The following is a 26,104-nucleotide window of genomic DNA, read 5'->3' as shown; positions in this document are numbered from 1 at the left end:
TAATTACTGCTATAATTACCATAATATTCGCAGTAGATAGAAACGATTATCTTCTCAGGACGGTATATTTTTACCGGGTAATTCTTATGATCCTTATTCAAAGAAGATATCAGGATGAAGTTGAACAAATAAGTGAGGCAGATGTTGACCGCGTTAAACTGAATCTTGGAATAACAAGAAAAGTCTGCTGCGGTGGCAGGGAAAAGAAGGATTATGACCTTGGCTGGATAGAGAATCCAAAGGACATGAAGCTCACAACTGTAAAGGATTATGAGATCAAGGACAGGGTGCTTGAGGTATGGATTGAACCTTAATCATATTTTTTCTTCAATTTCTATTTCCAAACCGCCAATATATCCGCTTGAAGCATTGAATATGGTTGCAGCAATAAGACCTGTAATAAAACCAAGAATTCCATAGATTAAAGGTGCCAGCAAAACCATACTTAGTATTGCTATTATTTCTGTGGTACCAATACTGCCCATGGTCTGGGTTCCTGCAAATAATATTCCAACTAGTCCAAAAAAGAGGCCTATTACTCCTGTGATGAGTGCAATGACTTTTCCCAGAGAAAATGGATTAATTTTCGTAATATTTACTTCTACCATTTTTACATTCATCTCCTAAATAAATGTAATGTACTGATATCACATAAGAAGATGTTGACAGTAATTGGTTAATGTAATGCAAAAATCATAATTAAAAGTAATAATTAAAAGTAATAATTAAAAAAGGAAAAGGGTTCAGGTAAGTAAAATTACCTGCAGATGAAATATTTCAGTCTACTTCAATTTCCAGTCCGCCGATAAATCCTGTTACGACATTGTATATCAATGCTGTTATTATTCCTGAGATAAGTCCCAGAACTCCATAGAATATAGGCAGTGTTATTATTGATCCAACCCCGAACATAAGTCCTGCAAATGCTCCTTCGTTACCCATAAGGGACCCCATCATTAGTGACATCATGGTCATTATAGCCCCTAATATAAGTCCCATTATTCCATAAACTGCACCAAATATTTTTCCAAGGGATAGAACCCCTATTTTGTTAACATGATGTATTGCTATAAACAAACCCCCTTAACATTACTGTATAAAATCTTCTTAATGGATATAAAGATATTCATTATAATTTTCGTTGAAATCATAGAGATATTTAACATTAAATGAAAAATGCAAAGTATATATTCCAATTCTAACTGTCTTTAAAAGAATCAACCAGTTGAACCAATCTTCACAGAAGATCAGCACTGGTCATGCATCCGCAGTTGGAACAGTAATAAACGATGTTCATTCCAAGCTTTTGTCTTTTAAGCATATTCTTGCAGTTTTTGCAGGATTTTTCCGGCTGATTTTCCATTCTGAGTCCTCCTTCACTAAGCATAGCTTCTTCATACAACATCAAAGATTCCATTCTTGCAGTGTTTTCTCTTGTCCAGTAGCCACATGTTTTACAGACCTGTATCCCATTTGGAAGTCTGTGAAAGTCTCCATGACACTCCGGACACTTTTTTAAAGATCCCATTTTTAATTCCCCTTTATCGTTCTGTCCTCGTATGTTTCATAACTTAGAGAAACATCGCTATTCAACAGTTACTTCACTCACAGGTCAGAAATTCCCTTTTTCTTACCTGATTTTAAATTCAAGCCAGATAGCTCAATTCCCACATTCTTACCTATTTGCACTAATCATATTTAAGGTATTTTAAATATTATTGATAGTATATTTGACAGTTATGAATTTATTTTACTTCTAAATAAAGCACTAAACCAAAAAAGAAAATTCCCTCCATATCACTTCTTCTCTATCCCCTTCTCAACCTCAAGCACCTTCAACCCTATTTTCATCACAGAATCAGGGTTTAGTGAAATTGAATCTATTCCCTCCCGAACCAAAAACTCCGCAAACTCCGGGAAATCGCTTGGAGCCTGGCCGCAGAGACCGCTGTGCTTATTGTTTCGCTTTGCACCCTGTACAGCCATTGATACTATTTTCTTTACAGCTTCATCTCGTTCATCGAAAGAGGAAGCAAGGATCTCAGAATCTCGGTCAACCCCAAGTGTCAGTTGTGTGAGGTCGTTTGAGCCGATGGAAAATCCATCGAAGTACTGGCTAAACTCATCTATTAGCAGGACATTGCTTGGGATTTCGGTCATCATGTAGACCTGAAGGCCATTCTCTCCCCTGACAAGCCCGTTCATTTTCATTTCCTCAAGCACCTTTTCGGCTTCTTCTATACGGCGGCAGAATGGGATCATAAGAATCAGGTTGGTTAGTCCTATATCATCTCTCACTTTTTTCATGGCTTTGCACTCAAGAGCAAAGCCCTCCCGGTAGCGTTCATCGTAATAACGTGAAGCTCCCCTGAAGCCCAACATGGGGTTGTTTTCCCCGAATTCGAAATATTCCCCGCCGATAAGGCTCTCATATTCATTGGACTTGAAGTCGCTCATACGCACAACCACAGGTTTCGGGTGGAATGCTGCAGTAATGGTTGCAACACCCTGGGCGAGTTTCTCCACGAAGAAATCAGCCTTATTCTCGTACCTGCCAGTGAGTTTGTCAATTTCCTCCAGCACTTCCTCATCCTCAACCTTTTCAGGGTGGATAAGCGCCATGGGATGCACCTTGATGTAGCTTGTGATGATGAATTCGAGTCTTGCAAGTCCGATACCGTCATTAGGTATCATGGACAGCGCAAAAGCTTCCTCCGGGTTTCCGAGGTTCATCATGATCTCAGTTTTAGTTTTCTCCAGACCTTCCAGTTCAACAGTCTCAGTATGGAACGGCAGGATTCCTTCATACACTCTGCCTGCATCACCTTCTGCACAGCTCACCGTCACATCCATATTATTTTTCAGGATTTCCGTGGCATTCTCAGCACCGACAACTGCCGGAATACCAAGTTCACGACTCACTATAGCAGCATGGCATGTCCTGCCACCTTTGTTTGTAATAATTGCAGCAGCACGTTTCATGACAGGTTCCCAGTCAGGTGTTGTGGTGTCTGCCACAAGAATTTCTCCGGTGTTAAATTCGCTTAACTGTGAAACATCAGGAATCACATGCACCTTTCCGGCTGCTATCTTAGCTCCAACACTTCTTCCGGTGACAATGACATCTGAGGAATCATCCAGATAATAAGTCTCTAAAACATCCTTTCGCTTCAGGGATTGAACCGTTTCCGGTCTTGCCTGAACTATAAACAGCTCACCTGTCTCACCGTCCTTTGCCCACTCAATATCCATTGGGACGTGTTTTCCTCGTTTCTGGGAGTAGTGGTCTTCAATAGTCACTGCAAAGTTAGCAAGTTGCAGTACTTCCTCATCATTAATACAATACTGCTTTCTTTCAGCCTCAGGAACGTCAACATTACGGGTAAGAACACGGGAATCCCCACGTCCATAGATCATCTTGATCTCTTTGCTTCCTTTTTCCTTCTTGATTATAGGCTTGAAGTTCTCCTTTAGAGTAGGTTTGAAAACATAGAACTCGTCAGGATTTACAAGTCCCTGTACAACGTTTTCACCAAGACCATAGGCTCCGGTGATAAATACAACATTCTCAAAACCGGTTTCCGTATCAATTGTGAATATAACTCCACTGGACGCAAGGTCTGAGCGAACCATTTTCATAACACCAATGGAAAGCCCGACTTTGAAATGGTCAAAACCGTTATTCACCCTGTAGGAAATAGCTCTGTCAGTGAAAAGTGATGCAAAACACCTGTTACAGGAATCTTTCAGTGAATGGTAGCCGTGAATGTTTAGATAGGTTTCCTGCTGTCCTGCAAATGATGCATTGGGAAGGTCTTCTGCTGTTGCAGAACTACGAACTGCCACGTCAGTATCCTCTCCATACTGCTCACAGAGTTTATCGTAAGCATCTTTGACCTCATCCCAGAGATCATCCGGGATTCCCGCATCAAGTATCAGGTTTCTTGCTTTCTTTCCTCTTTTAGCAAGGTCAGTGACATCATCGATATCAAGTCCATGAAGTGTCTTTTTCAGCTCATCAACTATTCCTGCAGACTCTAAAACATGCCAGTATGCATCCGCAGTTATGGCAAAGCCGTTTGGAATTTTGATATCCTTGTTTGTAAGCTCCCTGTACATTTCGCCAAGGGATGCATTTTTGCCTCCAACTAAAGGCACGTCATCGATACTAATTTCCTTAAACCAGCTAACGTATTTGCTGCCTGTCATTTTATACCCACTCGAACCCTAATTTTCTTTAGGTGTAGGTATTATTGTCTTTGAATAGTATTATGATTTGTGGAAGACCGGGATATCAGGATATTTGCCAGGACGATACTATTTTGAAGTGGTCTTTTCATCCATCATTTCCAATGGCATCCACTGGACAAGTTTCCAGAGCATCATCGCAATTCTTCTTTTCCATGTCCGTTTCCGGTTGCTTGAAAACATATGAGTTTGCATTTGCTTCTGCCATCCTGAAATGCCCCGGTGCCCTGTCGACACACAATTGGCAGGATATGCAACTTTTATCCACATAGTAAGGTCCCTCAACATTCTCAGGTACCTTCTCATCTATATTTGCTATATTAGCCTCCCCCTTTTGTGAATTTTAAATATTGGTTTAATTTATACTGCATGATTGATAAGCACTGGGTTCAGATCACCAAAGATATACATTTCAGGATACTACTATAAACAAAGATAGCATAAAACGCACAAAAAATCATCAGGTATCACTAAAAATGGATGGAAAATATGGGCACACAAATAGGCACATTACTCACCAAAAACTCGATAACCTACGAGGAAATTTCAGGAAATGTAATAGCAATAGACGCATACAATACAATTTACCAGTTCCTCAGTGCCATTCGCCAGCGTGACGGTTCAATGCTCACTGATTCTTCAGGTAATCCAGTATCTCACCTTACAGGGCTTTTTTCAAGGACAAGCAGGCTCAGGGAGGCAAATATCAAACCGGTTTACATTTTTGACGGCAAACCACCGGAAATGAAGAAGGATACCCTTGAAAAACGCAAGGAGTGCAAGGAAAATGCAGCCCTAAATTATGAGATTGCCAAGGATGAAGGCAACCTTGAGGATATGAAAAAATACGCCCAGGCTACATCCCGTATAACTCCGCAGATCCTTGCTGATTCAAAAAGGCTGCTTGAACTCATGGGAATCCCCTGGATGCAGGCAGAATCCGAAGCAGAGGCTCAGGCATCTTATATGGTTTCCCGTGGAGATGTGGATTATGTAGGCTCACAGGATTATGATGTTTTCCTGTTTGGAGCCGAGAATGTAATTCGCAATCTTGGAAGTACAGGAAAGCGAAAGTTACCCGGACAGAAGAAGTACGTCACAAAAACTCCCGAACACATCTCACTTTCTTCCAGTCTTGAAGAACTGGAACTAAGCCGTGAGCAGTTGATTGACCTTGCAATCTGCATCGGTACTGATTTTAACGAAGGAATGCACCGTGTAGGTGCAAAAACAGCCCTGAAACTCATCAAAAAACACGGTGACATCGAGACACTTATCAGAGAAGAGGATAAGGATATTCGTGCATGTGCTCCGCTTGAAGAGATAAGGGAGTTTTTCATGAACCCTCCTGTCACAGAGGATTACAGTTTCAAGTGGAAAAAACCTGATTCTGATTCATTGTTCGATTATCTCGTAAACGACAGGGATTTCTCTGAAAAGCAGGTGTTGAAGAACATTCAGGTGTTGGAAGAGAGGGCTGCTTCTGAGTGCCAATCGTGTTTGGGTGATTGGTGAAAAGTATTGCCGGTTGCATGAAATTGAGTGGTGAAGTGGATAAGCCATTTACTATGAATGTTCATGTAAGGGAAAGGTTGGAGAGGTGGGAAGGGTGTTAATATGAAATTTTCAGAATTGGATACTGTAATAACAAAAAAAGCTATTCCTGATAAAGGTATTAAAAAAGGGCACAGAGGTACTGTAATTGTAGCTTTTAGTAAGCCGGATGAAGCTTATGATGTTGAATTTCTGGATGATGCAGGTAATTGGGTAGAAGATGAATTCTTACCGGACGAGCTAGAAAAATATGAATAAATTTCCTTTGTAGGAGATAACAATGGATGAGAATAAAACCCACATGACCGATGAACTTCTCCCAATTAAAAGGTCAAGGAAAAAGCCAAAGGTTGGAGATGTTTTTGTAATTCAGCCAAGAGAATCCATTTATTTTTATGGGAAGGTAATTGAAATCAATAATATATTCCAAAGTATCGAAGGGGTTAACATTGCAGTAATTCTTGTTTACAAACAAGCAACAAAAAAATTAGAATTACCTGATTATTTAGATTCAAATGAACTACTGATTCCTCCACAAATTGTAAACTTTACAGGTTGGACAATGGGCTATTTTTTCACAGTGGGAAATATGGAATTAACTTGTGAAGATTTAAATTTAGATTATGGTTTTGAGAGAAAGCGTAGTGTACTCTCTTATTATTCTGCAATTGGACAAAAATTGGATTATAAACCTTCTACTATAGGATTTTATGGACTTGGTGGTTATGGAGCTGTTGCTTATGAGGTTACAAAAGCTCTTGCAGAGCATCCAGAATTACTTGAAGCTTATGTCTAATAGAATTACCATTTGTTGAGTTGTATTTTATGGAGCTCTCAGAACTTATAGATAAGTATGATTTTCATGATAGCAGTGTCACTAGTTTAGATATGACGGAGTTACCTGAAAAACTAGTTTTATCAATTGAATTGTGCAATTGGAGGCAATCATACTATACAGAAAAGGAACCTGAAATTATCGAAATCATATTAATATTCAAAGAAATCTCCTATTTTGATACGTATCCAAAGCCTTTGGGATTTCTAGATGATGAGATACTTTTAGTGAAATTAACTAAAATCAATGATTATAACGAAAAACTAGAATTCGTGATTTACGATCAAGTATCTGTGAAATCTATTTTTATAACTGCTAAAGAAGTGAATTTTATTAAAACATGAAATCCAAGAAATTTGTTAATTGTTAGTTCTAATCTGACTTCATATACTTTACACGAGAGTTCCGTTTTTTCTAGGTAACTATATCCCAAACTTGCCATGAGCTAGACAGGATTCAAACAAAAGAAAATTCCAATTGATACTTTCTCCAATCCCATTACAACAAATCTCCCCTGCAAAAATTTGAAATCTGATGCACACAGATTTATCTTTACAGAGGTGTGTCAGTGGATAAAGAGCCCAGACCTTCAATAAAAGTATCAAAAAATGGTCCATACATTGCGAAAGACGTTAAAACACTCAGGAATTCAAAGGGTGATTTAATTGAGACAAAACCCGTTATGACACTTTGCAGGTGTGGAGGGTCAGCGAATATGCCATTCTGTGATGGGACACATGCAAAGATAGGTTTTTCCGGGGAAAAAGAAGAAGACCGTGTTCCTGATAAAGTTGAGACTTATGTCGGGAAAAATATCAGCATCCATCGTAACAGAGGTGTGTGTTGTCATGTAGGTTACTGTGTTCACAACCTGCCTGACGTTTTTGAAAGAGGTAGAGATCCGTGGGCAGAACCTGATGCTGCAGATCAGGAAGAGATAGCAGCTCTTATCAGGTCATGTCCTTCCGGTGCATTGAGTTATACTATCAACGGGGAATTGCATAAGGATTACTCGGAAGAGCCGGAAATCTCGATTATGAAAGACGGACCTTACAATGTCACAGGGATAGAACTTAATGATCCAGATGGTTCAGTACCCGAAACACAGGACCATTATTCACTTTGCAGATGCGGTGCATCAAAAAATAAACCATTTTGTGACGGCAGTCACTACGATGTTGAATTCAGGGACGAGAAGAATTGAATCTGCCTGATGATTTTACTTGTCACTTTATTCTATTGACAGGAATGGGCTACCATTAACTTTAAAGCATATGGATAGGGACTTGCAAATTCAGTATTAAGATCATCTACATCGATCTTGGAGTTATCATCATGAAAATACGCGAGCTAATCAGCCAGTATTGCAGCAGTACTGAGAAAAAAGGGAACGGTATCACTATATACACACTCGATGTTCCTGAGCCCATTGAGGCACCTGAATTGTTCAGTTATCTGGGTTACCTGTCAGAGGAACCCTTTAGAAAGATATGGGCCAGTGATCAATACAGGATGATAGCAACTGAGATAGATGGCAAATTAACTGTTTACGAACATGTGAGGATGGCAAACTACAGGATACAGCTGGATGGCCTTCAGGAAAAATATGAGGTGCACAAGGAGGCAGACCTGACAGGACTTGCTGATGCGTTTGCATTTGCCGTTGGTGCACACAATAACGCTACGAGGAAATCCGGTACTCTATATATCTCGCATCCGATGGATGTAGCGTCCATCCTTCTTAAAGAGAATGCACCTCTTGAACTTGTAATGGCAGGATTGCTCCATGATGTTGTTGAAGATACCGATGTTGACATTGAAACAATATCAAGTAAATACGGTCAACAAGTTGCTGATTACGTGAACGCTGTTACCGAACCGGAAGAGCTCAGGCAGCCTGCCAGTGGTAATAAGGCACATACATGGAAGCAGCGCAAGGAACATACCATAAGTGTGATAAAAAGTGCTGACCGGGAGATCAAGCTTCTCTCATGTGCGGACAAGCTTGCAAACATCAGGGATCTCATCAGCGAACTAAGTATAGATGGAGAATGCTTCTGGGACAAGTTCAACGCCCCAAAAAAAGAACAGGAATGGTACTACCGCTCAATGCTGGAAGCTTTCGCTACAGGTCCGCAGACCATAGCAGAAACCCGCGCTTACCGTGAACTTAAAGAATGTGTGGAAGAACTGTTCTAAGTTACAGTGTGTTCATCATCCGGAGTTATAGATCAGAGAGTGATATTGCAACACTCGAAAGGAGATATATTCTCTGGAAAATGAATAACATTCTCCATATGTCACAATCTGAAGCGAAAGCTTTCGGAGTTTCAAGGAGCAGGTTTCAGGGAATCAAACATAGTATAATGGAGACTTGAATCTGAATACTCCGGCGGTGAAGAGGTTACTAAGTTATAACTATAAAACAAAATTTAAATGCGATAAACTACTAAAGCAAATTGAATATGATTGAATTAATTGCGGACATACTATTTATCACATATCTTATTATACTCTTAATAATAGCCTACAAAGGCTTTAATATTTCATTATTGTACAAGGATAATAAATATGGATTAATTGTAATTTCAATTGTATTAATTTACATTGTTTCAGCTATTCTAACATTTCTGGTAATCATTTATACTCCTTATAAATTAGGATTTAATGCATCTGTTAGCAATTATTCTAAATTTGTAATAGCTATGCAACTTGTAATTAGTTCTACTCTAGCATTTTTTGTATCCTCAAGAGTCATGAAAATCACCATTGATTATTTAATAAAAGAAGGAAGGATTATCAAAAAAAGTAATATGTTCCAATATAAAATACATGTAAAATAATGGGGTTAATGATGATTCAACTACTAATTGAAAAAGGATTATTAATTCCTGTAACATTGTTGACATTTGTGTATTTTATATATGCTACAAAAGCTTATAGTGAAGATAAATCAATCAAATCAATTATTTTGATAGTGTTAATATATATTGTAATTCTTATTTTCTTCCTATGGTTCAATAATTTCTTTTCTTAAATAATCTGTCAAAGGTTGGAAATGTGGGGAGGATGATTTAATGGGAGCACGAATATCAATTGGTCTTACATATGGAATTGGAAATTTGAAAACTCTTGTTTACGATGATGCTACCGTTGAAAAATTACAACAAGAATTAAAAAATATAATAGAGTATTTTTTGGATTCCAATGGAACTATCAAAGTTGCAAAATATAGTGAAAATGCGGATGGAGAAAATTGGAAGGAAATTAATTTAGACTCGCTTTTTTTTTCACTGGAAAATCTGAAGGACTTTTCAAGTGGATATTACGGTGAAATTTTACTCAATTCTGAAATAATAAAGGGTAAAAAACTAGATTATACAATAAGAACTGTAAAAGAAACTAATTTTTTTGGTTTTCTTTTGGATATTGAGGAAGCAGATATTTTTAAATCAACCAGTTATCCCGATGAGGAAATAGACAGTATTACAGAAAAGTTGATTACTACAATGTGTAGAATTTATTCTCATTCAAAATATGACTATGCCTTTTGTGATTTGGAAGCACAATTTTATTATCCTCTTGAGATTTTTAAACATTCAGATGGATATATTTATTCGGTAACTATTATTCCAAATTCCGATAGTAACCTTACTGTAATAAAGAGTGATTGGCATATTGATGGTCACAATGCTAGAAAAAAAACTGATAAATACATTTTGTACTCATACTAAATTTTGAGATTTGATTAACTGTTATTATTTGTCACTAGAGTTCCGTTTTTCACACTTACCTATATCCTAAAATTAATTCCCCACAGATACAAGTCAAACCAAAAACTCTTACCTATACACCACATTCAAAAGCTTCAGCGGATCCTTGCTTCTGTTAAACAGATGATATGCCAGTGGGCATGCCAGAGGTCCAAGTATCTCAAAGAGTTTCCTGTTTCTCTGTGAGTGTTTAAGTTTCTGGTGGAGATTTTCCCTTATCAGAATATCATAGGATTCTCCAGTCATGATACTTCTTGCAGCGAAATTTGCACTCTGGAATGCGTATCTCATGCCAAATCCCCAGAGGTAATCCTGAAGGCCGCCGGCTTCGCCTATGAGCATTGCGCCGTTGTCATCGTGGAGAGTTTTTCTGATCTCGAAGTATCCGAAACCTCCGAACTTCCTGCCTGATTTGACTTCTTCAGGGTTGTAGTAGTTGGAAAAGTAATCAATAGTGTTATTCAGGAAATTCTCAGAATCATGCAGGTTCTTATTGTCAAAAACCGTTGCAATAGTAGCTTCACCATTCTTGATGAGGAGATATGAGTAGAAACCTTTTGCAATATCATCACCAAATGCCATGTGGTAATTATCAGGACTGTTAGTCCGGAATTTTATTCCTTTTGCAAAAATGTTCCCTTTTTCAGGACCGGTTGCAATCACATGAACAGGTGTATTCTCATCAGGCATTGTACCATAGAGAATCTTAACTCCCATATTTTTAGCCTGATTCAAAAGGCATGTGTCAAGACAATCATCGGCTGTACCACGTTTTACAAGATAACAGGCATTGTCGCCTGTAAGGGTGCGTATCTTGTCAGAATAGTGAAGGTCAAGTTCGCAAACCGGAACATAATCAAAGGACAGGTCAATTCCGAACGATTTCAGCTCATCAAGTACATCTGTTTCTTCGGACCAGTTTTCTATTCCCTGCCAGTCGCTGTTAAACCTTTTACCTGTGACTTCCCTTTTCTCATAGATATTAACATCATATCCGTTCTTGCGAAGTATTATGGCACAAGCAAGACCGCTTATTCCTCCACCGAGAATGTTTATTTCCCTATCCATTTTAGCACCCTTAAAAGCAGGATTGATGGGAATCCCGCTGAGACTTTTCTGCCTGTTATGCAATAAGAAGTTAAAAGGATTTTGACATTCAGCAATCCTTTATCTTTTCTTTTTTCTTTATTATCTCTTATATTTTCCTTATACTACTCTTCTGCCTCAATTCCCACAGGATGTCCGGAAACTACAGGTGTCTGCTCAATGATTCCCATACCATTGACAACTCCAAACACCAGTCCAAGACAAATACCTGCAATACCGAGGAAAGCATATGCATCATAGAGTGTTCCCGTCTTGAGGATTGGCTGAATAACCAGAGGACTTGCCAGCTGTCCCAGGAAAAGCACGGTGGTAAATCCTGAGAATATCTTTCCACGTGATTCTTCAGGTGCAATTCTTCCAAGCCAGCTAAGGTTTGTAGTGTTTATAATTCCAAAAGCGATTCCTGTTATTATCAGCCCGGCTATAAGAGTTGGCATATCAGGTGCAACCGAGAGGATGAATACGCCTGCTCCCATCATTATGAAGAAAAAGAGATTTGTCTTCATCTCTGTAACAAAACCCGAGACCTTAACCTGCGCCAGTGCTCCAACAGTACCGAATAGTCCTGGAATTGATATCAAAGCACCGATAATCAGGGCTGATGTGATTCCTTTTTCATCCAGTACGAATGGAAGTTTCGTTGGTACTGAAAAGAAAAGCACCATTAGGGTGAATGTAGCGACATAGATAAGAGCAATACTTTTGAGTGGCAGCTTCTTTTCTTTAAAATGCTTTCCAACATTGTTGTTTACAGCATGATGCTTTTCTTCATTATTTTGCTCATTTCCATTACTCTTTTTTGATCCGCTGAGCGATATCATGGCTCCGGGAATTATCAAGAGTGCTATGAGGTAGATGTAAAAAGGTGCATGCCAGCTTATATCTGCAAGAGCGCCGCCTGCAACTTCAAGTACCACAGCCCCAAAACCCATACAGGCAGATTGCAGTCCTATCTTTTTCTTAAGCTCGGCACCGGAATAATTGTCTGCAAGAAGAGCTGTGGCACATATTGTCATTCCTGCGATACCGACACCAAGTAGCACTCTGAAAGCAAGTATAATGTAGAGTGAATTAAGAACAGCACCTGTAGCTCCTATAAATGCAAATATTCCAAGAGCTATCATGAGCATATTCTTTCTGCTGTATTTGTCAGCAAGAATTCCGATGAAAGGTGAACTGATGATTATTCCAAGTGCAGGGAGAGTAACAACCATGGACACAAGCAGGCTTGCTTCCGGTACATCTGAAAAGAATTCCAGCATCTCCGGGAGTGCCGGTGCAACGGCAGCTGAACCCATGATAGTGAGCATGGATGCACTGAGAATGACTATGAGTTTTAAAGTCTCGTATCTTTGAGACTTTTGCTTTGATTTTTGACCTGTTACTGGTTTTTCAGGGGGAATTCCTTCCATTTTCTGTCACCTTTTTCGTAAGCATTTTCGTAGCTGTTTTGTGCGATTTTGCGAAGAAACAATTTTGCCTGTTTTCTCTCTTCTTCCGTAAATCCTGAATATGCAGCTTCTTCCCATTCTCTGTCAATTTGTTCGATTTGAGGAATAAGCTGTTCACCTTTTTCTGTCAGATACACAAGCACAGCCCTGCGGTTATTTTCATCTGGAATACGTCTGACTATCCCATTTTTCTCAAGAACATTTACTGCTCTGGCAACGGTTCCTTTGTCAATGAGCAGTGATCCTGCCATATAATCCTGCGTGATTCCCTGCTGATCGGAAAGTACCATAAGAACATGGAATTGGCCGGATGAGAGGCCAAGTTCTTTCATCTGCTTGTTTATTCTTACAAAATGACTGCGATATGCCATTGAAATGTATGCCCCGAGGGGTATTTCGTCCATTAGTTTTCCTCTTAAATGTTGTCGTAGCAACTGTTGTTACGACATCCTACTGTTAATAACATATTTAAGAATGTTGTTGCAAATAATTCTTTTTCAGAATAGTTTTGTCGACTTTAAATTAGAAAAAAGATGAATGCCAAGGTAATTCAGCATTCTTTTTAGTTAGGATAATTCAAATCCGGATAGGTCTAATTTGGATAAATGCGGATACTGTCAAGTTTTTCCAGTAATTTTCTTCCATTATCGGTAACTGTGTATCTTTTCCATGTTGATTTTTCCGGATTGATACACATGACAAATCCCTGATCTTTGAATTCTTTAAGCGCATGACTGATATTCTGTACAGACCTGTTTGTTTCCTGAGCAATGAATGATGCCTTCAGGATTGTATGTTTTTTCATGGATTCTGTTAAAACCATTCGTCTGTCGACATCAAGCACCCATGCGATAAGCTGGTCATCGATGGTGTTCTGGATATTTTCTTCCTGTTTTATGTTCTCCATTATGGTTGGCACGATGAGTCCTCCGTTTTTTACAACAGTTGTTTATACAACTGTTGTCATGACAACAATAATACAACAAATGCTATTTAAAGGTTATTAATATTAATGTAGAAATTGAATATTTTTAGATATAATAAAATAGTCTACTGTTTTGTCAAAAGATTAAAAATACAGTATCAAAAGCAACGTATTTCTGGAAATCATCTAAGAATGAGACATAAATGAACTGTTATCATATATGGAAATATAGAAAGTTATAGAATAATCCTACTTTTTCTTCTTCTCAAAACATTTCCTGAACTTATCCCGTGAAAACGGCTTTCCATGTCCCGGATAAAAAACACTGCATCCGGTAGCCAGTAACTTTTCCCAGCTTTTGATAAGTTCATTTTCATCATTGGCAAAAGGTGGATAAACTGTTTCTGGAAGCACATTAAAAAGAGTATCACCAACAATTGCAGACTCATCATTGATTATCAAACAGACTGAACCGGAAGTATGACCCGGTGTGTGAATTATCCGAATTGTTAGTTCAGATTTCAAAAGGTCATAATCACCTTCAATTAAAATATCCGGTTTAACTGGAGTGAATTTACCACCAACAGAGAAGAAACGATTTCCAGCATTACTGATGATTTTAAAGAGAAGCATTGTCCCTTTTGGAAAAGGTGTATGCCCATTTTTGAGATAATCAACTGCATCTCTATGAGCTAAAACCTTAGCACCGCTTTTTTCCCTGATTTCAGCAAGGTGGCCTACATGGTCATAATGAGCATGAGTCACGACAATGTAATTAATATCAGTGATTTGAAGTTCTTTTTGTCTCAGGACTTGTTCCAATGGTTTCAGGTTTTTGGAACAGCCAGTATCGATGAGAATAACTAAGTCAGGAGCGGAAACAAGGTAAGCATTGGATTTTCCCATGGGAATAGGAGTTATATTGTAGGCTATATTTGGTGCTGCCATAAAATCCCACTTAAATATGAGATTGTTTTACAGATACTAAAAAGATTGTGTACCATTAAGTTTAAATTTAATATCTTTTCATATAAGCGCTGATGAACTACAACTAAGCATCCTGTTCTATTGAAAGTTGTTAGCTATTAATCGAAGATTTCGAGTCCCGGGTTTTTGCCATTAAGGAGGGCTCATTATGGATTTTAAAGATATTATTGAATTTACACAGAAACCACAGCTATACGCTGAAGGAAATGCAGTTATGTGGACGGATGCCCACATTTCAGAACAGTTGTTGAACATTCATCTCAATCCGGATATCGATCTGGCAAGCAGGCGGAGTTCATCCATTGAGAGTACAGTTGAATGGATTCTCAATCTGCAGAATAAGGAAAAGATGACCATACTCGATCTGGGATGCGGCCCTGGTCTGTATTGCGAACTCATTGCAAAGAGAGGACACAATGTTACAGGAGTCGATTTTTCGAAGAATTCCATTGAGTATGCCAGAAAGCAGGCCGCAAACAAATGTCTGGATATCGAGTATGTGAACCTGAATTATCTCGAACTGAATGAGGATAGCAGATACGATCTTGTGATGATGGTCTTCACAGACTTCGGCGTACTAAAACCACATGAAAGAGAAAAACTTATCAGGAACGTCCACAGGGCCTTAAAGCCAGGTGGAATCTTTGTATTTGATGTTCTGAGTGACAAAAATCTTGAGACAAAAGTCTCAGAAAGATCATGGGAGGTGGAAATGAGTGGATTCTGGAAGGACAGGCCATACCTTATACTTTCAGATTCTTTCCTCTACCCGGATGAGAAGGTTATACTTTACCAGCATATTGTGATTGCTGATGAATCTGAAAATATCGATGTCTATCGCTTCTGGACCCATTTCTTTGCTTCTGATGATCTGAAACAGATATTAAAGCCGGAAGGTTTTGAGGATATCGGTTTTTTTGATGATGTATTGCCGGATATTGATATGTGGAACGGTGATAATGTTATGTTTTGTAAAGTACAAAAAAGATGAAAAATAGATGCTAATAAGCATCTATTCTTTTTTATTTAAGGTTAAATATTCAGTAATTCACAGCCTTTTTCACTGTTCTTATCAGCTTCTCAAACTCATCCTCTTCCGGCAAATGTTTTGCAAATTCCACCAGAGTACAGAGTTCCAGACAATCTTCGATTTCCTTCCATTCCTTTCCCTTCACCTTCAGGTGTCGGATCAATTCTGCATTTGTCACTTCTTTCCTGAGTCCGTAGAAATGACTTAGATATAGTCTCAAAGCCTGGGCAGCAGTTCCATATGCATCTTCTATCTGTCCATCTTCATAGAGATGAACTGATTTATCCACAAGTTCCTTTGCTTCTTTCCTGAAGTCAATTTTCTCCTTTTTCGCTTCAGTATTAACGGCAATTGGCATTTCCTCTGCTTTCTCAGGTTTGTATTTCTTATATGCCAGATAAGCGAGAGCAAGGATTAGTAAAGCAATAATCACATAAAGCGAATAATTGTTGTTTTCCCTGTCCCTGACAAGTTCCACGCTATCCACAGTTTCATCTGTGAATATAGCATTTATCAGGGCAGTTTCGTTCGCTGGATTTGCATATTGTATCTGGAGATCGGTTTCATTACCATTTAGTGAGAAAGTAGCATCTGTTTCTATGAACCCATCGCTTTCCAGTTCCTTCAGATACTTCTGGTATTCTTCATTTCGGGCAAGTATATCTCTTAGATTTTGCCTGTCTTCAGCAGTATCTTCCTGAATCTCCTTGATATCTCCATCTTCCATTTCTCCCTGAATAGTTGCAGTCTCTCCATCTGGCTTTTCATAATTTGCCGTAAAGCTTCCGGTATTGTTTGAAGATGGATTTACACTGACATCTGTCAGGTTATAACCCATATCCTCCAGTTCCTGATTAGCTTCCTGGAAATCCACATTTGATGCAAGATTTTCCTGGAATTCCTGCTTTATTTTCTCTTGTTCCTGAATCTGCTCTTCCATCTGTGCTTTGAGGGCAGAGGTGTCCTGATCCAGCTGGTTGTTCTGTGCAGCCTGCTGGGAGGATTGTGAAGAGGACTGCGTGGAGGACTGCTGGTTCATAAATTGCTGCATCGCCTGTTGCATTTGCTGTTCCTGCTGAGCAAACGGGTCAGTTGACTGCTGGGTGGATGAGGCATCCTGTGATGAACTCTGCACAGCATTTGAATTGCTCTGGATCTCTGATTCATCATCAACAAAATGTACCAGTATATCTCCAAGAGTTACAGTCTTAGCTCCATCTTCATCATAACTGAAAGTAAGCGACACTTTCAGAGTTTCAGGGTCGTCGCTTGTCCCAAAACCGAGATTTGTTCCTGAGTCTCCGGCAGGGACCTGAAAGCTTGTTGATTTTGAATTGGAACTGGAAAAGTGTACAGAACCTGTATTCATCTCCTGGGTGAAAGTAGCCTGCAGCATTCCGTTAATATCAGTTCCATAAGAGTTGTTCATATAGAGAGGAACAGAGGCCTGCTCGCCTGTCAGGAAATAGTATTCATCCTGTGGTAATGTGAAAGTGATATCCTGTGCGGATACCACAGGCATTATCATCAACAGGGATACAAAAACAAAAAGATCTAATGCAATGTTTTTCCTGCTCATTGTAATATCCTCCCTTTTCCGTACCTGTAATAGAGCTGGACAAGTGAGGTCACAAATGCTGCAAAAAAGAACCAGCCCTTGATGTTTGTTTCTTCAGTTTCCCTGCTTATGTTCTCTCCGATGTTCTTGTAGATTTCATCCAGTGTGTCGTCATCAACGGATTTGAAATATTTACCACCCGTCTCTTCTGCGATACTTTGAAGCGTGGCCTCATCGAGTTCCGCATACTGCGGGTTTCCAAACCAGTCATATCCTAGCAAAACCTGACCTGTGGATCCCATTCCTATTGTGTATACCTGAATGTCATTGGCTTTTGCAAACTGTATGGCCTCATCCGGGCTGATATATCCTGCATTGTTAACTCCGTCACTGAGTAAAATCACAACTTTTTTCTTGTTAGGTATGGATGATGCCATGTCAATTCCAAGACTCAGTCCGTCTCCTATGGCAGTAGCTCCCTCTTTTGCTGTAATATCCTGTAGTTTATCTATCACTTTGTCCTTATCAGGACTAAGATAAGCAGCGGTGGTTGCTCCGGATTCAAAGACCACCACTCCTGCATAGTCTTTATCTTTGAGAGATTTAATCAGAATCTCTGCAGATGATTTTGCCGCTTCAAGTCTTGTCGGCTGGTAATCCTGTGCCTGCATACTTCCGGAATTATCCATTACAAGCACAACGTTAACTCCTTCCTTGGTTTGTTCCAGAGGAATGTGGGGATTTGCAAAACCGATTACCATAAGTCCGATGGTAAGCAGTGAGAGGTAAAAGAGGTGCATATCCCTTTTTGATTTCCTGCTATCTCCGATTGCGGATTTAAGGAACGCAAGGTTACTGAACTTTATAGCTTCATTCTTTTTCTGTGTTCTTGCTTTTTTCTGAAGATAATAGATAAGAGGAATTAAAAGCAGGAATAGCAGAATGTAAGGAGAATCAAAACCTGCCATTATCGTATCTCCTTTATTTTTCTGGTTTTAAAGAACTTATTTAGTGCAGCTTCATAAGGTTCATCTGTTACCAGATCTACCATATCAATTTTCAGTTTCCTGAAGAGCTTCTGCAAACTTTCATTATGCTCTTTGACAAGTTCTGCGTAGCGCATTCTTATTTCCTCATCAGAAGTGTCTACAAGTAGTTGCTCACCGGTTTCTTCGTCCTCAAGTTCTATGAGACCAACATCAGGAAGTTCCTGTTCACGTGCATCCATGACCCTTAAAGCCACGATATCATGTCTGTTTTTCATGATGTTCAGGGGTCTGGAGAAATCGTCGGAGATGAAATCTGAAATAACAAAAACAATGCTTCTTCTTTTGAGCATTTTAGATATGGATTCCATGCTCTTCATGATGTCAGTTCTTTTTTCAAGTGGCTCGTAAGAAACCATGTTTCCAAGCAATTTCAGGACATGTTTCCTGCCTTTTCTTGCAGGGATATATTTCTCGACATCGTTTGTAAAGAGGAACAGACCAACATTATCATTGTTCTTCATGGCCGAGAACATCAGGGTTGCAGCAATCTCAGTTGCTTTCTGCATTTTGCTGATATTGCTTCCAAAGCTTCCTGAAGCTGAAACATCTATGGCAAAATAGACACGCAGGTCTCTTTCCTCAACGAATTCTTTAATGAAAGGACGATTGAATCTTGCAGTCACTTTCCAGTCAATGGCACGGACATCGTCTCCTGCCCGGTATTCACGTATCTCTGAAAAATCGATCCCCTGACCTTTGAATACTGAGTGGTAGTTTCCGGCTATCAGTCCGTCAACCTGTTGTTTTGTACTGATCTCTATTTTTCTTACCTGTCTGATAATCTCTTTTGCATGTTGCATGGCACATACCCCAGGTTATTATCGTCTTCGGATTAAACCGGAGGCTTAAGGGACTTTTACTTTTTCGAGTATCTCAGTTATCACGTGGTCGCTGCTAATCTCCTCAACCTCTGCTTCATAGTTGAGAAGCACGCGGTGGCGAAGCACGTGATATGCCACTGCTTTTACGTCCTCAGGTATCACATATCCCCTGCCGCTGAGGACTGCATGTGATTTGGCAGCAAGTATGAGCCAGAGGGATGCACGGGGAGAGGCTCCGTATTCTATATGCCCCTCCGTATCAACGGAATAATTCTGCGGATGACGTGTTGCATCAACTATCCGGGCTACATAGTCCATAATCTTCCTGTCGGCGTATACCTGTGGGATGAAATCCTGTATCTCAATTATCTCGGTTGATGTGAGCATCTTTGAAACGCTGGTTTTGACTCCCTGGGTGAACCTTTCGATAATCTCAATCTCTTCATCCTTTGTTGGATAATCGATGAGAAGTTTTGACATGAACCTGTCAACCTGGGCTTCAGGAAGTTTGTAGGTTCCTTCGGATTCTATAGGGTTCTGTGTTGCCATTACAAGAAAAGGCCGCTGAAGATGGAACGTGTCTCCCTGGATGCTGACCTGTCTTTCCTGCATTGCTTCCAGAAGTGCAGACTGTACTTTAGGAGGGGCACGGTTTATTTCATCAGCAAGAATGAAGTTAGAAAATATAGGACCTTTAAGTGTTGAAAATGAGCTTTCGTTGTGGTTGTATATCTTGGTACCTGTGATATCTGCAGGCAAAAGGTCCGGTGTGAATTGCAGTCGCACAAAATCACATTCGAGGCATTCTGAGATTGTCCTGACCATAAGGGTCTTTGCAAGACCAGGTACTCCTTCAAGAAGCACATGTCCCTGTGACATGAGTGCTATCAGAAGGCTGTCAATAATTTCATTCTGTCCGATTATTGTATTTTGAATCTCTGTTCTTAGTTTCTCAATCTGTTCCGAATAATGGATTGCCTTTTCGTTCAGTTTTTGAATATTCTCGTCCATTTGTTCACCTGCTTTTATGCATGTGATCTTTAAATTTCAGACTATTCAATTCATGCAAACCCCAATTGCATGAATATACTATTTTAGCCATTTTAATTGTACCAAACAAACGGAGAAGTATTACACGTTTTTACTTTATATCTTTTATTCTTATGTATATAGAAATGTTAGGCTGAAAGGTGATAAAGAACCTGTAAATTCTTTTTATCTTTTTCATACTTTAAAAAGAATATCTCTGGAAATGAAGCTTTTATAAAGCTTTATTTTCCATTTTAACACTATAATCTATCTTTTTCCTGTAAAGTATGCTTATATTAAAGCCAGCTAATCAGGGATTTGTCGGCAGAACAGTGACTCGGACTAAGATTCTAGAGTCCTGAAGAAATCTGACAAAAAAGCACTAAAGTTACAAAACGGCGATGGAGGAAATGTAATGAGAGATACATGGATGACATTTGTGGGTCCGATATTGCTATTGTTTGCAATGTTCAGGGCTTTGCTGCAGGTGTTGTTGCCTGAGTTACCAATCAACAATAGGAAAAAATCACTGAAAGGAGGATATGAATGAAACATAAGATCCTGAAAGGTATGGCCTGTGTGGCTGCAACAGCCGTTGTGCTCAAGGCTGTGTTACCTAAAAAGCACGTTAAAGACGAAGAATGATTGCAAGATAAGAAAAACGATTGTTGTAAACTATCCACAATACCACCAATTTGAGATAGGGTTCAAATCCTATCTCAACCACCTTTTCATTAATTTTAAGAAATGATTCTAATTATTTCAGTTTAAAAGATGTACACAAATTAATTTAATATAATTATGGAATTATGGATAAAAAATAAGAAAATAGGATAAAAGAATAGGAAGGTACTTTTATGAAAAATTTTAAACTTTATACACTAATGGTTTTTCTTGTATTAGTGGTTCTGACCTCAGGTTGTACCACTACACAGGAAGAACAAACATCAAGTGATTCAAATTCATCTGATGTTCAAATGGAGGAAATGGGGGAAGCACCAGCAGGAATGGACGGGAATATGACACCGCCAGATGGAATGCCAGAAGGTGAAATGGGTACACCCCCCGGAGGCAGTGGAGGTTCTACCAGTGTAGATACCGGAACTGGAGCATATGTTTTAACTGACGGTGAAGAGCTGGATGGAGGGACATATACATCTATAAATGACGATGAAAATGCAATCAGGGCTGAAGATGAAACCACTGCAACACTTACCGATGTTACCGTAGAGAAGACAGATGGTTCTGCATCAAGTAGTGATGCTTCAAGTTTCTATGGTCTGAATTCTGCAATCCTTGCACTGGATAATGCGGTCCTTTACATCAATGGCGGTTCAGTTACAGCTACAACTGAAGGTTCGAATGGTGTTTTCGCATATGATGGTGCAACAATATACATAGAAGATACTGAGATCGATGTTTCCGGAGGAAATGCCGGTGGTATAGAAGTTGCCGGTGGCGGAACAATGTACGCAACTAACCTCAATGTCTTTTCAACAGTAAAAGCTGCAATACGCAGTGACCGTGGCGGCGGAACAATGGTTGTTGATGGCGGAACATACACAACCAGCGGAAGCTCAGGTGCACCTGCAGTTTACAGCACAGCAGATGTTACAGTAAGCAATGCAACACTTATAGCAGAAACTTCTGAAGCAGTTGTTGTTGAAGGATTGAATTCCGTTGTAATCAACAATTGTGATGTAACAGGAAGCATGGAAGGTGTATATGGCGCTGACAGTTCAGAGAACATCCACAATGTGATGCTATACCAGAGTATGTCCGGTGATGCAGAAGTTGGAACCAGTTCATTCACAATGACTGATGGATCCCTTGTTTCCAACAATGGAGATATGTTCTACGTCACCAATACTGAAAGTGTCATCACTCTGACAAATGTTGACCTGACACTTGCTGATGACACCTACCTTATGGTCATAGCCGGTAACGATGGTTCAAATGGCTGGGGATCTGAAGGTTCCAATGGCGGTATATGCGAAGTCAACTTCAATGAGCAGACTGCAACAGGTGACATAATGGTTGATTCAATATCCGAAATGACCCTGTCAATATCAGACGGTTCAACATATACCGGTGCAATAAACTCAGACGGAACAGAAGCTTCACTGCTATCAGTAACACTCGATGATACAAGCACATGGACACTAACAGGTGACAGCTACGTTACAGAACTCAGTGGAACCACAGATAACATAGATCTGAACGGTTACACACTGTATGTAGATGGCGTTGCTTTCGAGTAAGTTTTTTAGGGATAGAGGGGAAGATTCTCCTCTATTATTTTTAGGATTCAATTTAAATGATATACAGAATAATTGAAGTAACAATTATTGTCTCAATCTTACTCTGCTTGTATTCCTTAAACGAATTTCGTCATATATGTCTGTGTTATCTTCATATTCAATTGTAACTATGACCGCATAGTCTTGTTCATAGTCATCATCATTTATCCATCGCTTTTTACAGACTACAACTAAATACAGAGGATTACTTGTGTCAATGTTATTTTCCTGCTTAAATATTTTTGAGCATCTTTGATGGACACCTTTCTTTCTTAAATTAACTCCTGGATGCAAGTCTATTTTTTTAGACTGCACTTCTTTTTGATTAGGAATTAAATCATCGTCTATATTGTCAAAATCAAGTTTTTCATAGGCAATTTTTAGTGTTTCAAGATCAATGTTTTTGAACAAGTTTACTTCACAAATTGATCCAAGATAATCAATTCTATTTTTGTTAACAGGTGGATTGTAGACAAAAGTTACATCAATTTTTCTGTTACCTCTGTGTGTTGAAAAGTCCTCAGGTAGATATAGTTCATAAATGTGAAAATTGTTTAATTTAACTCTATTTTCACGAGTCAATAAGACTCTGTTAGACTCCGAAAATAATGCTCTGTTTAAATCTGGTTTACCGTACCCATAAATCTTCAATAAATCCAAAGAACTCTGAGCATTTTTATAGAAATCAATTTCAGAAAGAGGAGATGGTCGCATTTCAGGAATAGGTATTTTTGCTGAAGAGAGTAATAACGCTTTTATTAAATTTAGTGATGAATAAGGATATTTATTGATTAATTGAGCTAAAAAATATGCTACTTTTGGAGCACTTAAACTAGTACCTGATCCATGAGAAAAAAGTTTTCCTTCCTTAATCCAATTATAGTTTAAAGTAACAACGTCTGCTTCCTCACCGTAACCACCACCATATTCTACGAAATCTGGTTTAACCATGCCTTGGAAACCAGGGCCGACCCTAGTTCTAGGAGAGGGATAGTCGTGACACAAATCATCATCTTTACAAAAGCGAGCAAGACCAACATTTGCTTCTTTGTACAAGGATCCCACTGTTATGGCTAAAGCTGCTGTTGCTGGATCTATAATACTTGTTTTTCCATCTTTATTTAACAAGTGATTAGGATAATTTTCTGATGAGTTTTCTTCTGCATAGCCATAATTTCCAGCCGAAACAACAAAAATAATATCAAGTTCCTTTGATAACTCATCAAGCAAACTGGCTAAGGTAAATTGATGCCGTTTTTCAAACATGATATATTCTTCATTTCCAAAAGAGATGTTTACTATTTTGCAGTTAGGATAGGCAGAAACAATTTCTCTTACAGAATTATCAAGTTGATGTTCAACTAATTCTTTTTCATTGAATGTCGCATATCCATATCCATCATTAAACAGGATTTTTACTGAAAACAACCATACATCTGATGAAAAATTATTGGTTGAAATACGATTTTTTAAATCTCCATAAACTGCTATTCCAGCTACTTCAGTGCCATGCCCGACATCATCAGAAATAAAATCATCGCTTAATTCTGAAGTATCACTTGCTTTTGCAACCGTTTCATAAGCCACACATTTTTCTAACAGAGGATGATTAGAAAGAATACCAGAATCCAAAACTAAAACGCCACATGAATCATCAGAAGGAGGTGCATCAACAAATAGTTCGTCAATATCTTTTGATAAAATAGATTCTATTTTAATTCTTGGAATCCTGTCTATTTGCTTGACTTCTGGCCATTGAATAATGTTGTTGTAAAGTTCCCAATTCATTTTAATTCGTAATAAGCAAAAACTATTCTTGGTCAAAAGATCAGTAACTTCACCACCATTTTCAAAGATAAATTCATTTAACTTCATAATAAATACATTTAAGGTTGCATCACTCATCCTCCATATTTCTACATTTAAATAACTGATTTCGTTTTTACCAAATGGTTCTTTTTTTAAAATATCCCCTTCTTTTTCTTCTGGAGATATTTTTTCAAATTTCTCAATAGAATAAATGAACTTATAGCTGTCTTCTTGTACATGTTTATCTAGTCTTCTTCGAAACTCATTTAGTTCATCATCAGCACTAAATGCAACCCAAAATCCCTTTTTATCTGGGGATGTTGATATTATGGATATGCCTGCACGACGCAAATGAGCTTTAAATGTTTCTTCATGTACATCTTGATTTGTTTCAATTTTAAAAATTAAGTGTGGCTTCAAATCATTTGGATATAATTTTTTCTTTTTATCCAAGTCATCTTTCAACTGGTTAAATGATTGAAGAATATCATCAGCTGATTCTTGATTGGTTTTGTTTGTTTTTTTTGGTCCACCTGGAAAACGAGGAGGACGACGGACAAAAGAATCGGGAATATAAGACAAACCTAAATGTTCATGTTTTGACTCCATAATTCATTATCCTTGGAAATTATACTTTTTTTCTGATTTTGATAATCAAGAGCTGATTTCATAATTTCAAAATTAACTTCCTTTTTATCCTCTAAGATAATTGTTCGAATGGCTTCTTCACAAACTTGTGCAATATCTGCTGGTGAAAAACCTTCCGAATTATCTACTAAATATTTGAAATCCAAGTCCTTATTTTTGTGGGCAACACTTAAATATCTTTTGAAAATCTCTTCTCTCAGAGATGAGTTTGGTAAAGGAAATAATAAAATATCATCAAATCTTCTCCACATTGCAGAATCAAGAAGATATTCGTGATTAGTAGCAGCTATTAAAAGACTTTTACCATTAAATCCATCCATCATTTGCATAAAATTATTTACTACGCGTTTAATTTCTCCGTGCTCATGTGGGTCGTCTCTTTTTTTACCTATTACATCAAACTCGTCGAAAAGAACAACCCACTCTCCATGTTCAATAAAATCGAATACTTTACGGAGATTGGTTGCTGTTTCTCCTAAAAAAGAAGAAACTATAGAATCAAAATTAACGTGAACCAATGGGTATCCCAATAATGAACTTAAAATATGTGCTGTGAGGGTTTTTCCTGTCCCTGGAGGACCACAAAATAGTACTTTTTGTTTAGGCTTTAAACCATAAGTCGCAAATACATCTCTAGAGTTCATTTCATCAACTAACTTGGATATACGGTGATGCAACTCAGAATCTACTATAACGTCACCTAAATTTAGGTAACTCTCTTTAATTTCTAGAAGTGGAAAACCCTTTTCGCTATCTCGAGGTATTTGAATATTATTTTTATATCTTGAAGATAGTGTAGTAGAATTCAACAAATCTTTTTGATTTTCTGTCTCTAATATTTTCTTCAAGTCTTTTGCTAATAGATGGTGCTTCTTTTTTTGTTCCTCTCTTATAATTTCATTTGCAACTGTACGAAAACCATCTTGATCATTTTCCACAAAGGACTTAAAGATTATTTTTAGTAATTCACTTCTAATAGA

28 protein-coding genes are annotated in these 26,104 nt (G+C 38.4%); 12 read left to right on the top strand and 16 right to left on the bottom strand.

Features of this window, described 5'->3' with window-relative positions:
* Window positions 1-86: 86 nt before the first annotated feature.
* Complete coding sequence (locus V7O61_RS08275) at window positions 87-314, top strand: hypothetical protein (RefSeq protein WP_407282176.1); 228 nt, start codon at window positions 87-89, stop codon at window positions 312-314.
* On the opposite strand, the gene V7O61_RS08270 is transcribed toward V7O61_RS08275, so the two are convergent.
* The 5 genes from V7O61_RS08270 to V7O61_RS08250 form a co-directional block, all read right to left on the bottom strand.
* The gene (locus V7O61_RS08270; protein WP_407282177.1) at window positions 315-608 is read right to left on the bottom strand and encodes a hypothetical protein; all 294 of its coding nucleotides are present in this window, start codon (window positions 606-608) and stop codon (window positions 315-317) included.
* 169 nt (window positions 609-777) lie between these two features.
* A complete protein-coding gene (locus tag V7O61_RS08265) occupies window positions 778-1,077 on the bottom strand; it encodes a hypothetical protein (RefSeq protein WP_407282178.1) in 300 nt (99 codons plus the stop codon).
* A gap of 160 nt (window positions 1,078-1,237) precedes the next feature.
* Window positions 1,238-1,528, bottom strand: a complete 291-nt coding sequence (locus tag V7O61_RS08260) for a hypothetical protein (RefSeq protein WP_407282179.1) — start codon at window positions 1,526-1,528, stop codon at window positions 1,238-1,240.
* Between the two features lie 269 nt (window positions 1,529-1,797).
* Window positions 1,798-4,209: a phosphoenolpyruvate synthase gene (gene ppsA, locus V7O61_RS08255; RefSeq protein ID WP_407282180.1), complete on the bottom strand. Its 2,412-nt coding sequence runs from the start codon at window positions 4,207-4,209 to the stop codon at window positions 1,798-1,800.
* Between the two features lie 127 nt (window positions 4,210-4,336).
* Complete coding sequence (locus V7O61_RS08250) at window positions 4,337-4,456, bottom strand: ferredoxin (RefSeq protein ID WP_407282181.1); 120 nt, start codon at window positions 4,454-4,456, stop codon at window positions 4,337-4,339.
* Window positions 4,457-4,737: 281 nt separating this feature from the next.
* Here V7O61_RS08250 and fen point away from each other — a divergent pair, with 281 nt between their 5' ends.
* From fen to V7O61_RS08210, 8 genes are all read left to right on the top strand, one after another.
* A complete protein-coding gene (gene fen, locus V7O61_RS08245; RefSeq protein WP_407283412.1) occupies window positions 4,738-5,763 on the top strand; it encodes a flap endonuclease-1 in 1,026 nt (341 codons plus the stop codon).
* A gap of 102 nt (window positions 5,764-5,865) precedes the next feature.
* Window positions 5,866-6,060, top strand: coding sequence for a DUF4926 domain-containing protein (locus V7O61_RS08240; protein WP_407282182.1), 195 nt, complete (start codon window positions 5,866-5,868; stop codon window positions 6,058-6,060).
* A 22-nt stretch (window positions 6,061-6,082) separates the two neighbouring features.
* Window positions 6,083-6,598 carry an immunity 26/phosphotriesterase HocA family protein gene (locus V7O61_RS08235; protein ID WP_288068915.1) on the top strand — a complete coding sequence of 172 codons (516 nt, stop codon included), beginning with the start codon at window positions 6,083-6,085 and terminating at the stop codon, window positions 6,596-6,598.
* A 29-nt stretch (window positions 6,599-6,627) separates the two neighbouring features.
* Complete coding sequence (locus V7O61_RS08230) at window positions 6,628-6,981, top strand: hypothetical protein (RefSeq protein ID WP_288068913.1); 354 nt, start codon at window positions 6,628-6,630, stop codon at window positions 6,979-6,981.
* A 224-nt stretch (window positions 6,982-7,205) separates the two neighbouring features.
* Window positions 7,206-7,841, top strand: coding sequence for a CDGSH iron-sulfur domain-containing protein (locus tag V7O61_RS08225; RefSeq protein WP_288068912.1), 636 nt, complete (start codon window positions 7,206-7,208; stop codon window positions 7,839-7,841).
* Between the two features lie 131 nt (window positions 7,842-7,972).
* The gene (locus tag V7O61_RS08220; RefSeq protein WP_407282183.1) at window positions 7,973-8,836 is read left to right on the top strand and encodes an HD domain-containing protein; all 864 of its coding nucleotides are present in this window, start codon (window positions 7,973-7,975) and stop codon (window positions 8,834-8,836) included.
* A 266-nt stretch (window positions 8,837-9,102) separates the two neighbouring features.
* Entirely contained in the window at window positions 9,103-9,480 is a 378-nt protein-coding gene (locus tag V7O61_RS08215) for a hypothetical protein (protein ID WP_407282184.1), read from the top strand.
* Window positions 9,481-9,714: 234 nt separating this feature from the next.
* Window positions 9,715-10,371 (top strand): Imm64 family immunity protein, encoded by a 657-nt coding sequence (locus tag V7O61_RS08210; RefSeq protein ID WP_407282185.1) that lies wholly within the window; start codon window positions 9,715-9,717, stop codon window positions 10,369-10,371.
* A gap of 108 nt (window positions 10,372-10,479) precedes the next feature.
* Here the strand turns inward: V7O61_RS08210 and V7O61_RS08205 are convergent, their stop codons facing one another.
* The 5 genes from V7O61_RS08205 to V7O61_RS08185 form a co-directional block, all read right to left on the bottom strand.
* Complete coding sequence (locus tag V7O61_RS08205; protein WP_407282186.1) at window positions 10,480-11,478, bottom strand: NAD(P)/FAD-dependent oxidoreductase; 999 nt, start codon at window positions 11,476-11,478, stop codon at window positions 10,480-10,482.
* A gap of 143 nt (window positions 11,479-11,621) precedes the next feature.
* Window positions 11,622-12,929, bottom strand: a complete 1,308-nt coding sequence (locus tag V7O61_RS08200; protein ID WP_407282187.1) for an MFS transporter — start codon at window positions 12,927-12,929, stop codon at window positions 11,622-11,624.
* Complete coding sequence (locus V7O61_RS08195; protein ID WP_288068905.1) at window positions 12,899-13,372, bottom strand: MarR family winged helix-turn-helix transcriptional regulator; 474 nt, start codon at window positions 13,370-13,372, stop codon at window positions 12,899-12,901. The genes V7O61_RS08200 and V7O61_RS08195 overlap by 31 nt, the downstream gene beginning before the upstream one ends.
* A 188-nt stretch (window positions 13,373-13,560) precedes the next feature.
* Window positions 13,561-13,887, bottom strand: coding sequence for a sugar-specific transcriptional regulator TrmB (locus V7O61_RS08190; RefSeq protein WP_407282188.1), 327 nt, complete (start codon window positions 13,885-13,887; stop codon window positions 13,561-13,563).
* Window positions 13,888-14,142: 255 nt separating this feature from the next.
* Window positions 14,143-14,841 (bottom strand): MBL fold metallo-hydrolase, encoded by a 699-nt coding sequence (locus V7O61_RS08185; protein ID WP_288068903.1) that lies wholly within the window; start codon window positions 14,839-14,841, stop codon window positions 14,143-14,145.
* A gap of 187 nt (window positions 14,842-15,028) precedes the next feature.
* On the opposite strand from V7O61_RS08185, the gene V7O61_RS08180 reads away from it, so the two are divergent.
* Window positions 15,029-15,871, top strand: coding sequence for a class I SAM-dependent methyltransferase (locus V7O61_RS08180; RefSeq protein WP_407282189.1), 843 nt, complete (start codon window positions 15,029-15,031; stop codon window positions 15,869-15,871).
* 49 nt (window positions 15,872-15,920) lie between these two features.
* Here the strand turns inward: V7O61_RS08180 and V7O61_RS08175 are convergent, their stop codons facing one another.
* The 4 genes from V7O61_RS08175 to V7O61_RS08160 are packed head-to-tail and all read right to left on the bottom strand — an operon-like array spanning window position 15,921 to window position 20,349.
* The gene (locus V7O61_RS08175; RefSeq protein WP_407282190.1) at window positions 15,921-17,489 is read right to left on the bottom strand and encodes a hypothetical protein; all 1,569 of its coding nucleotides are present in this window, start codon (window positions 17,487-17,489) and stop codon (window positions 15,921-15,923) included.
* The gene (locus V7O61_RS08170; RefSeq protein ID WP_288068898.1) at window positions 17,486-18,436 is read right to left on the bottom strand and encodes a VWA domain-containing protein; all 951 of its coding nucleotides are present in this window, start codon (window positions 18,434-18,436) and stop codon (window positions 17,486-17,488) included. The genes V7O61_RS08175 and V7O61_RS08170 overlap by 4 nt, the downstream gene beginning before the upstream one ends.
* On the bottom strand, window positions 18,436-19,317 hold the full coding sequence (locus V7O61_RS08165) for a DUF58 domain-containing protein (RefSeq protein WP_407282191.1): 882 nt from the start codon (window positions 19,315-19,317) through the stop codon (window positions 18,436-18,438). The genes V7O61_RS08170 and V7O61_RS08165 overlap by 1 nt, the downstream gene beginning before the upstream one ends.
* A gap of 45 nt (window positions 19,318-19,362) precedes the next feature.
* Window positions 19,363-20,349 carry an AAA family ATPase gene (locus V7O61_RS08160; protein WP_407282192.1) on the bottom strand — a complete coding sequence of 329 codons (987 nt, stop codon included), beginning with the start codon at window positions 20,347-20,349 and terminating at the stop codon, window positions 19,363-19,365.
* Between the two features lie 433 nt (window positions 20,350-20,782).
* Between V7O61_RS08160 and V7O61_RS08155 the strand changes: the two genes are divergently transcribed.
* The gene (locus V7O61_RS08155) at window positions 20,783-20,917 is read left to right on the top strand and encodes a hypothetical protein (RefSeq protein WP_023846239.1); all 135 of its coding nucleotides are present in this window, start codon (window positions 20,783-20,785) and stop codon (window positions 20,915-20,917) included.
* 334 nt (window positions 20,918-21,251) lie between these two features.
* Entirely contained in the window at window positions 21,252-22,628 is a 1,377-nt protein-coding gene (locus tag V7O61_RS08150) for a hypothetical protein (RefSeq protein ID WP_407282193.1), read from the top strand.
* A gap of 84 nt (window positions 22,629-22,712) precedes the next feature.
* Here V7O61_RS08150 and V7O61_RS08145 read toward each other — a convergent pair whose 3' ends face one another.
* Both V7O61_RS08145 and V7O61_RS08140 read right to left on the bottom strand, forming a co-directional pair.
* Window positions 22,713-25,085 (bottom strand): S8 family peptidase, encoded by a 2,373-nt coding sequence (locus V7O61_RS08145; protein ID WP_407282194.1) that lies wholly within the window; start codon window positions 25,083-25,085, stop codon window positions 22,713-22,715.
* Complete coding sequence (locus tag V7O61_RS08140; RefSeq protein ID WP_407282195.1) at window positions 25,061-26,062, bottom strand: AAA family ATPase; 1,002 nt, start codon at window positions 26,060-26,062, stop codon at window positions 25,061-25,063. The genes V7O61_RS08145 and V7O61_RS08140 overlap by 25 nt, the downstream gene beginning before the upstream one ends.
* Between the last annotated feature and the right edge of the window lie 42 nt (window positions 26,063-26,104).

It is taken from the genome of Methanolobus sp. WCC1 (assembly GCF_045690315.1).
In the GTDB taxonomy this organism is placed as follows: domain Archaea; phylum Halobacteriota; class Methanosarcinia; order Methanosarcinales; family Methanosarcinaceae; genus Methanolobus; species Methanolobus tindarius.
This window is presented reverse-complemented; position numbering and strand designations above follow the sequence as displayed.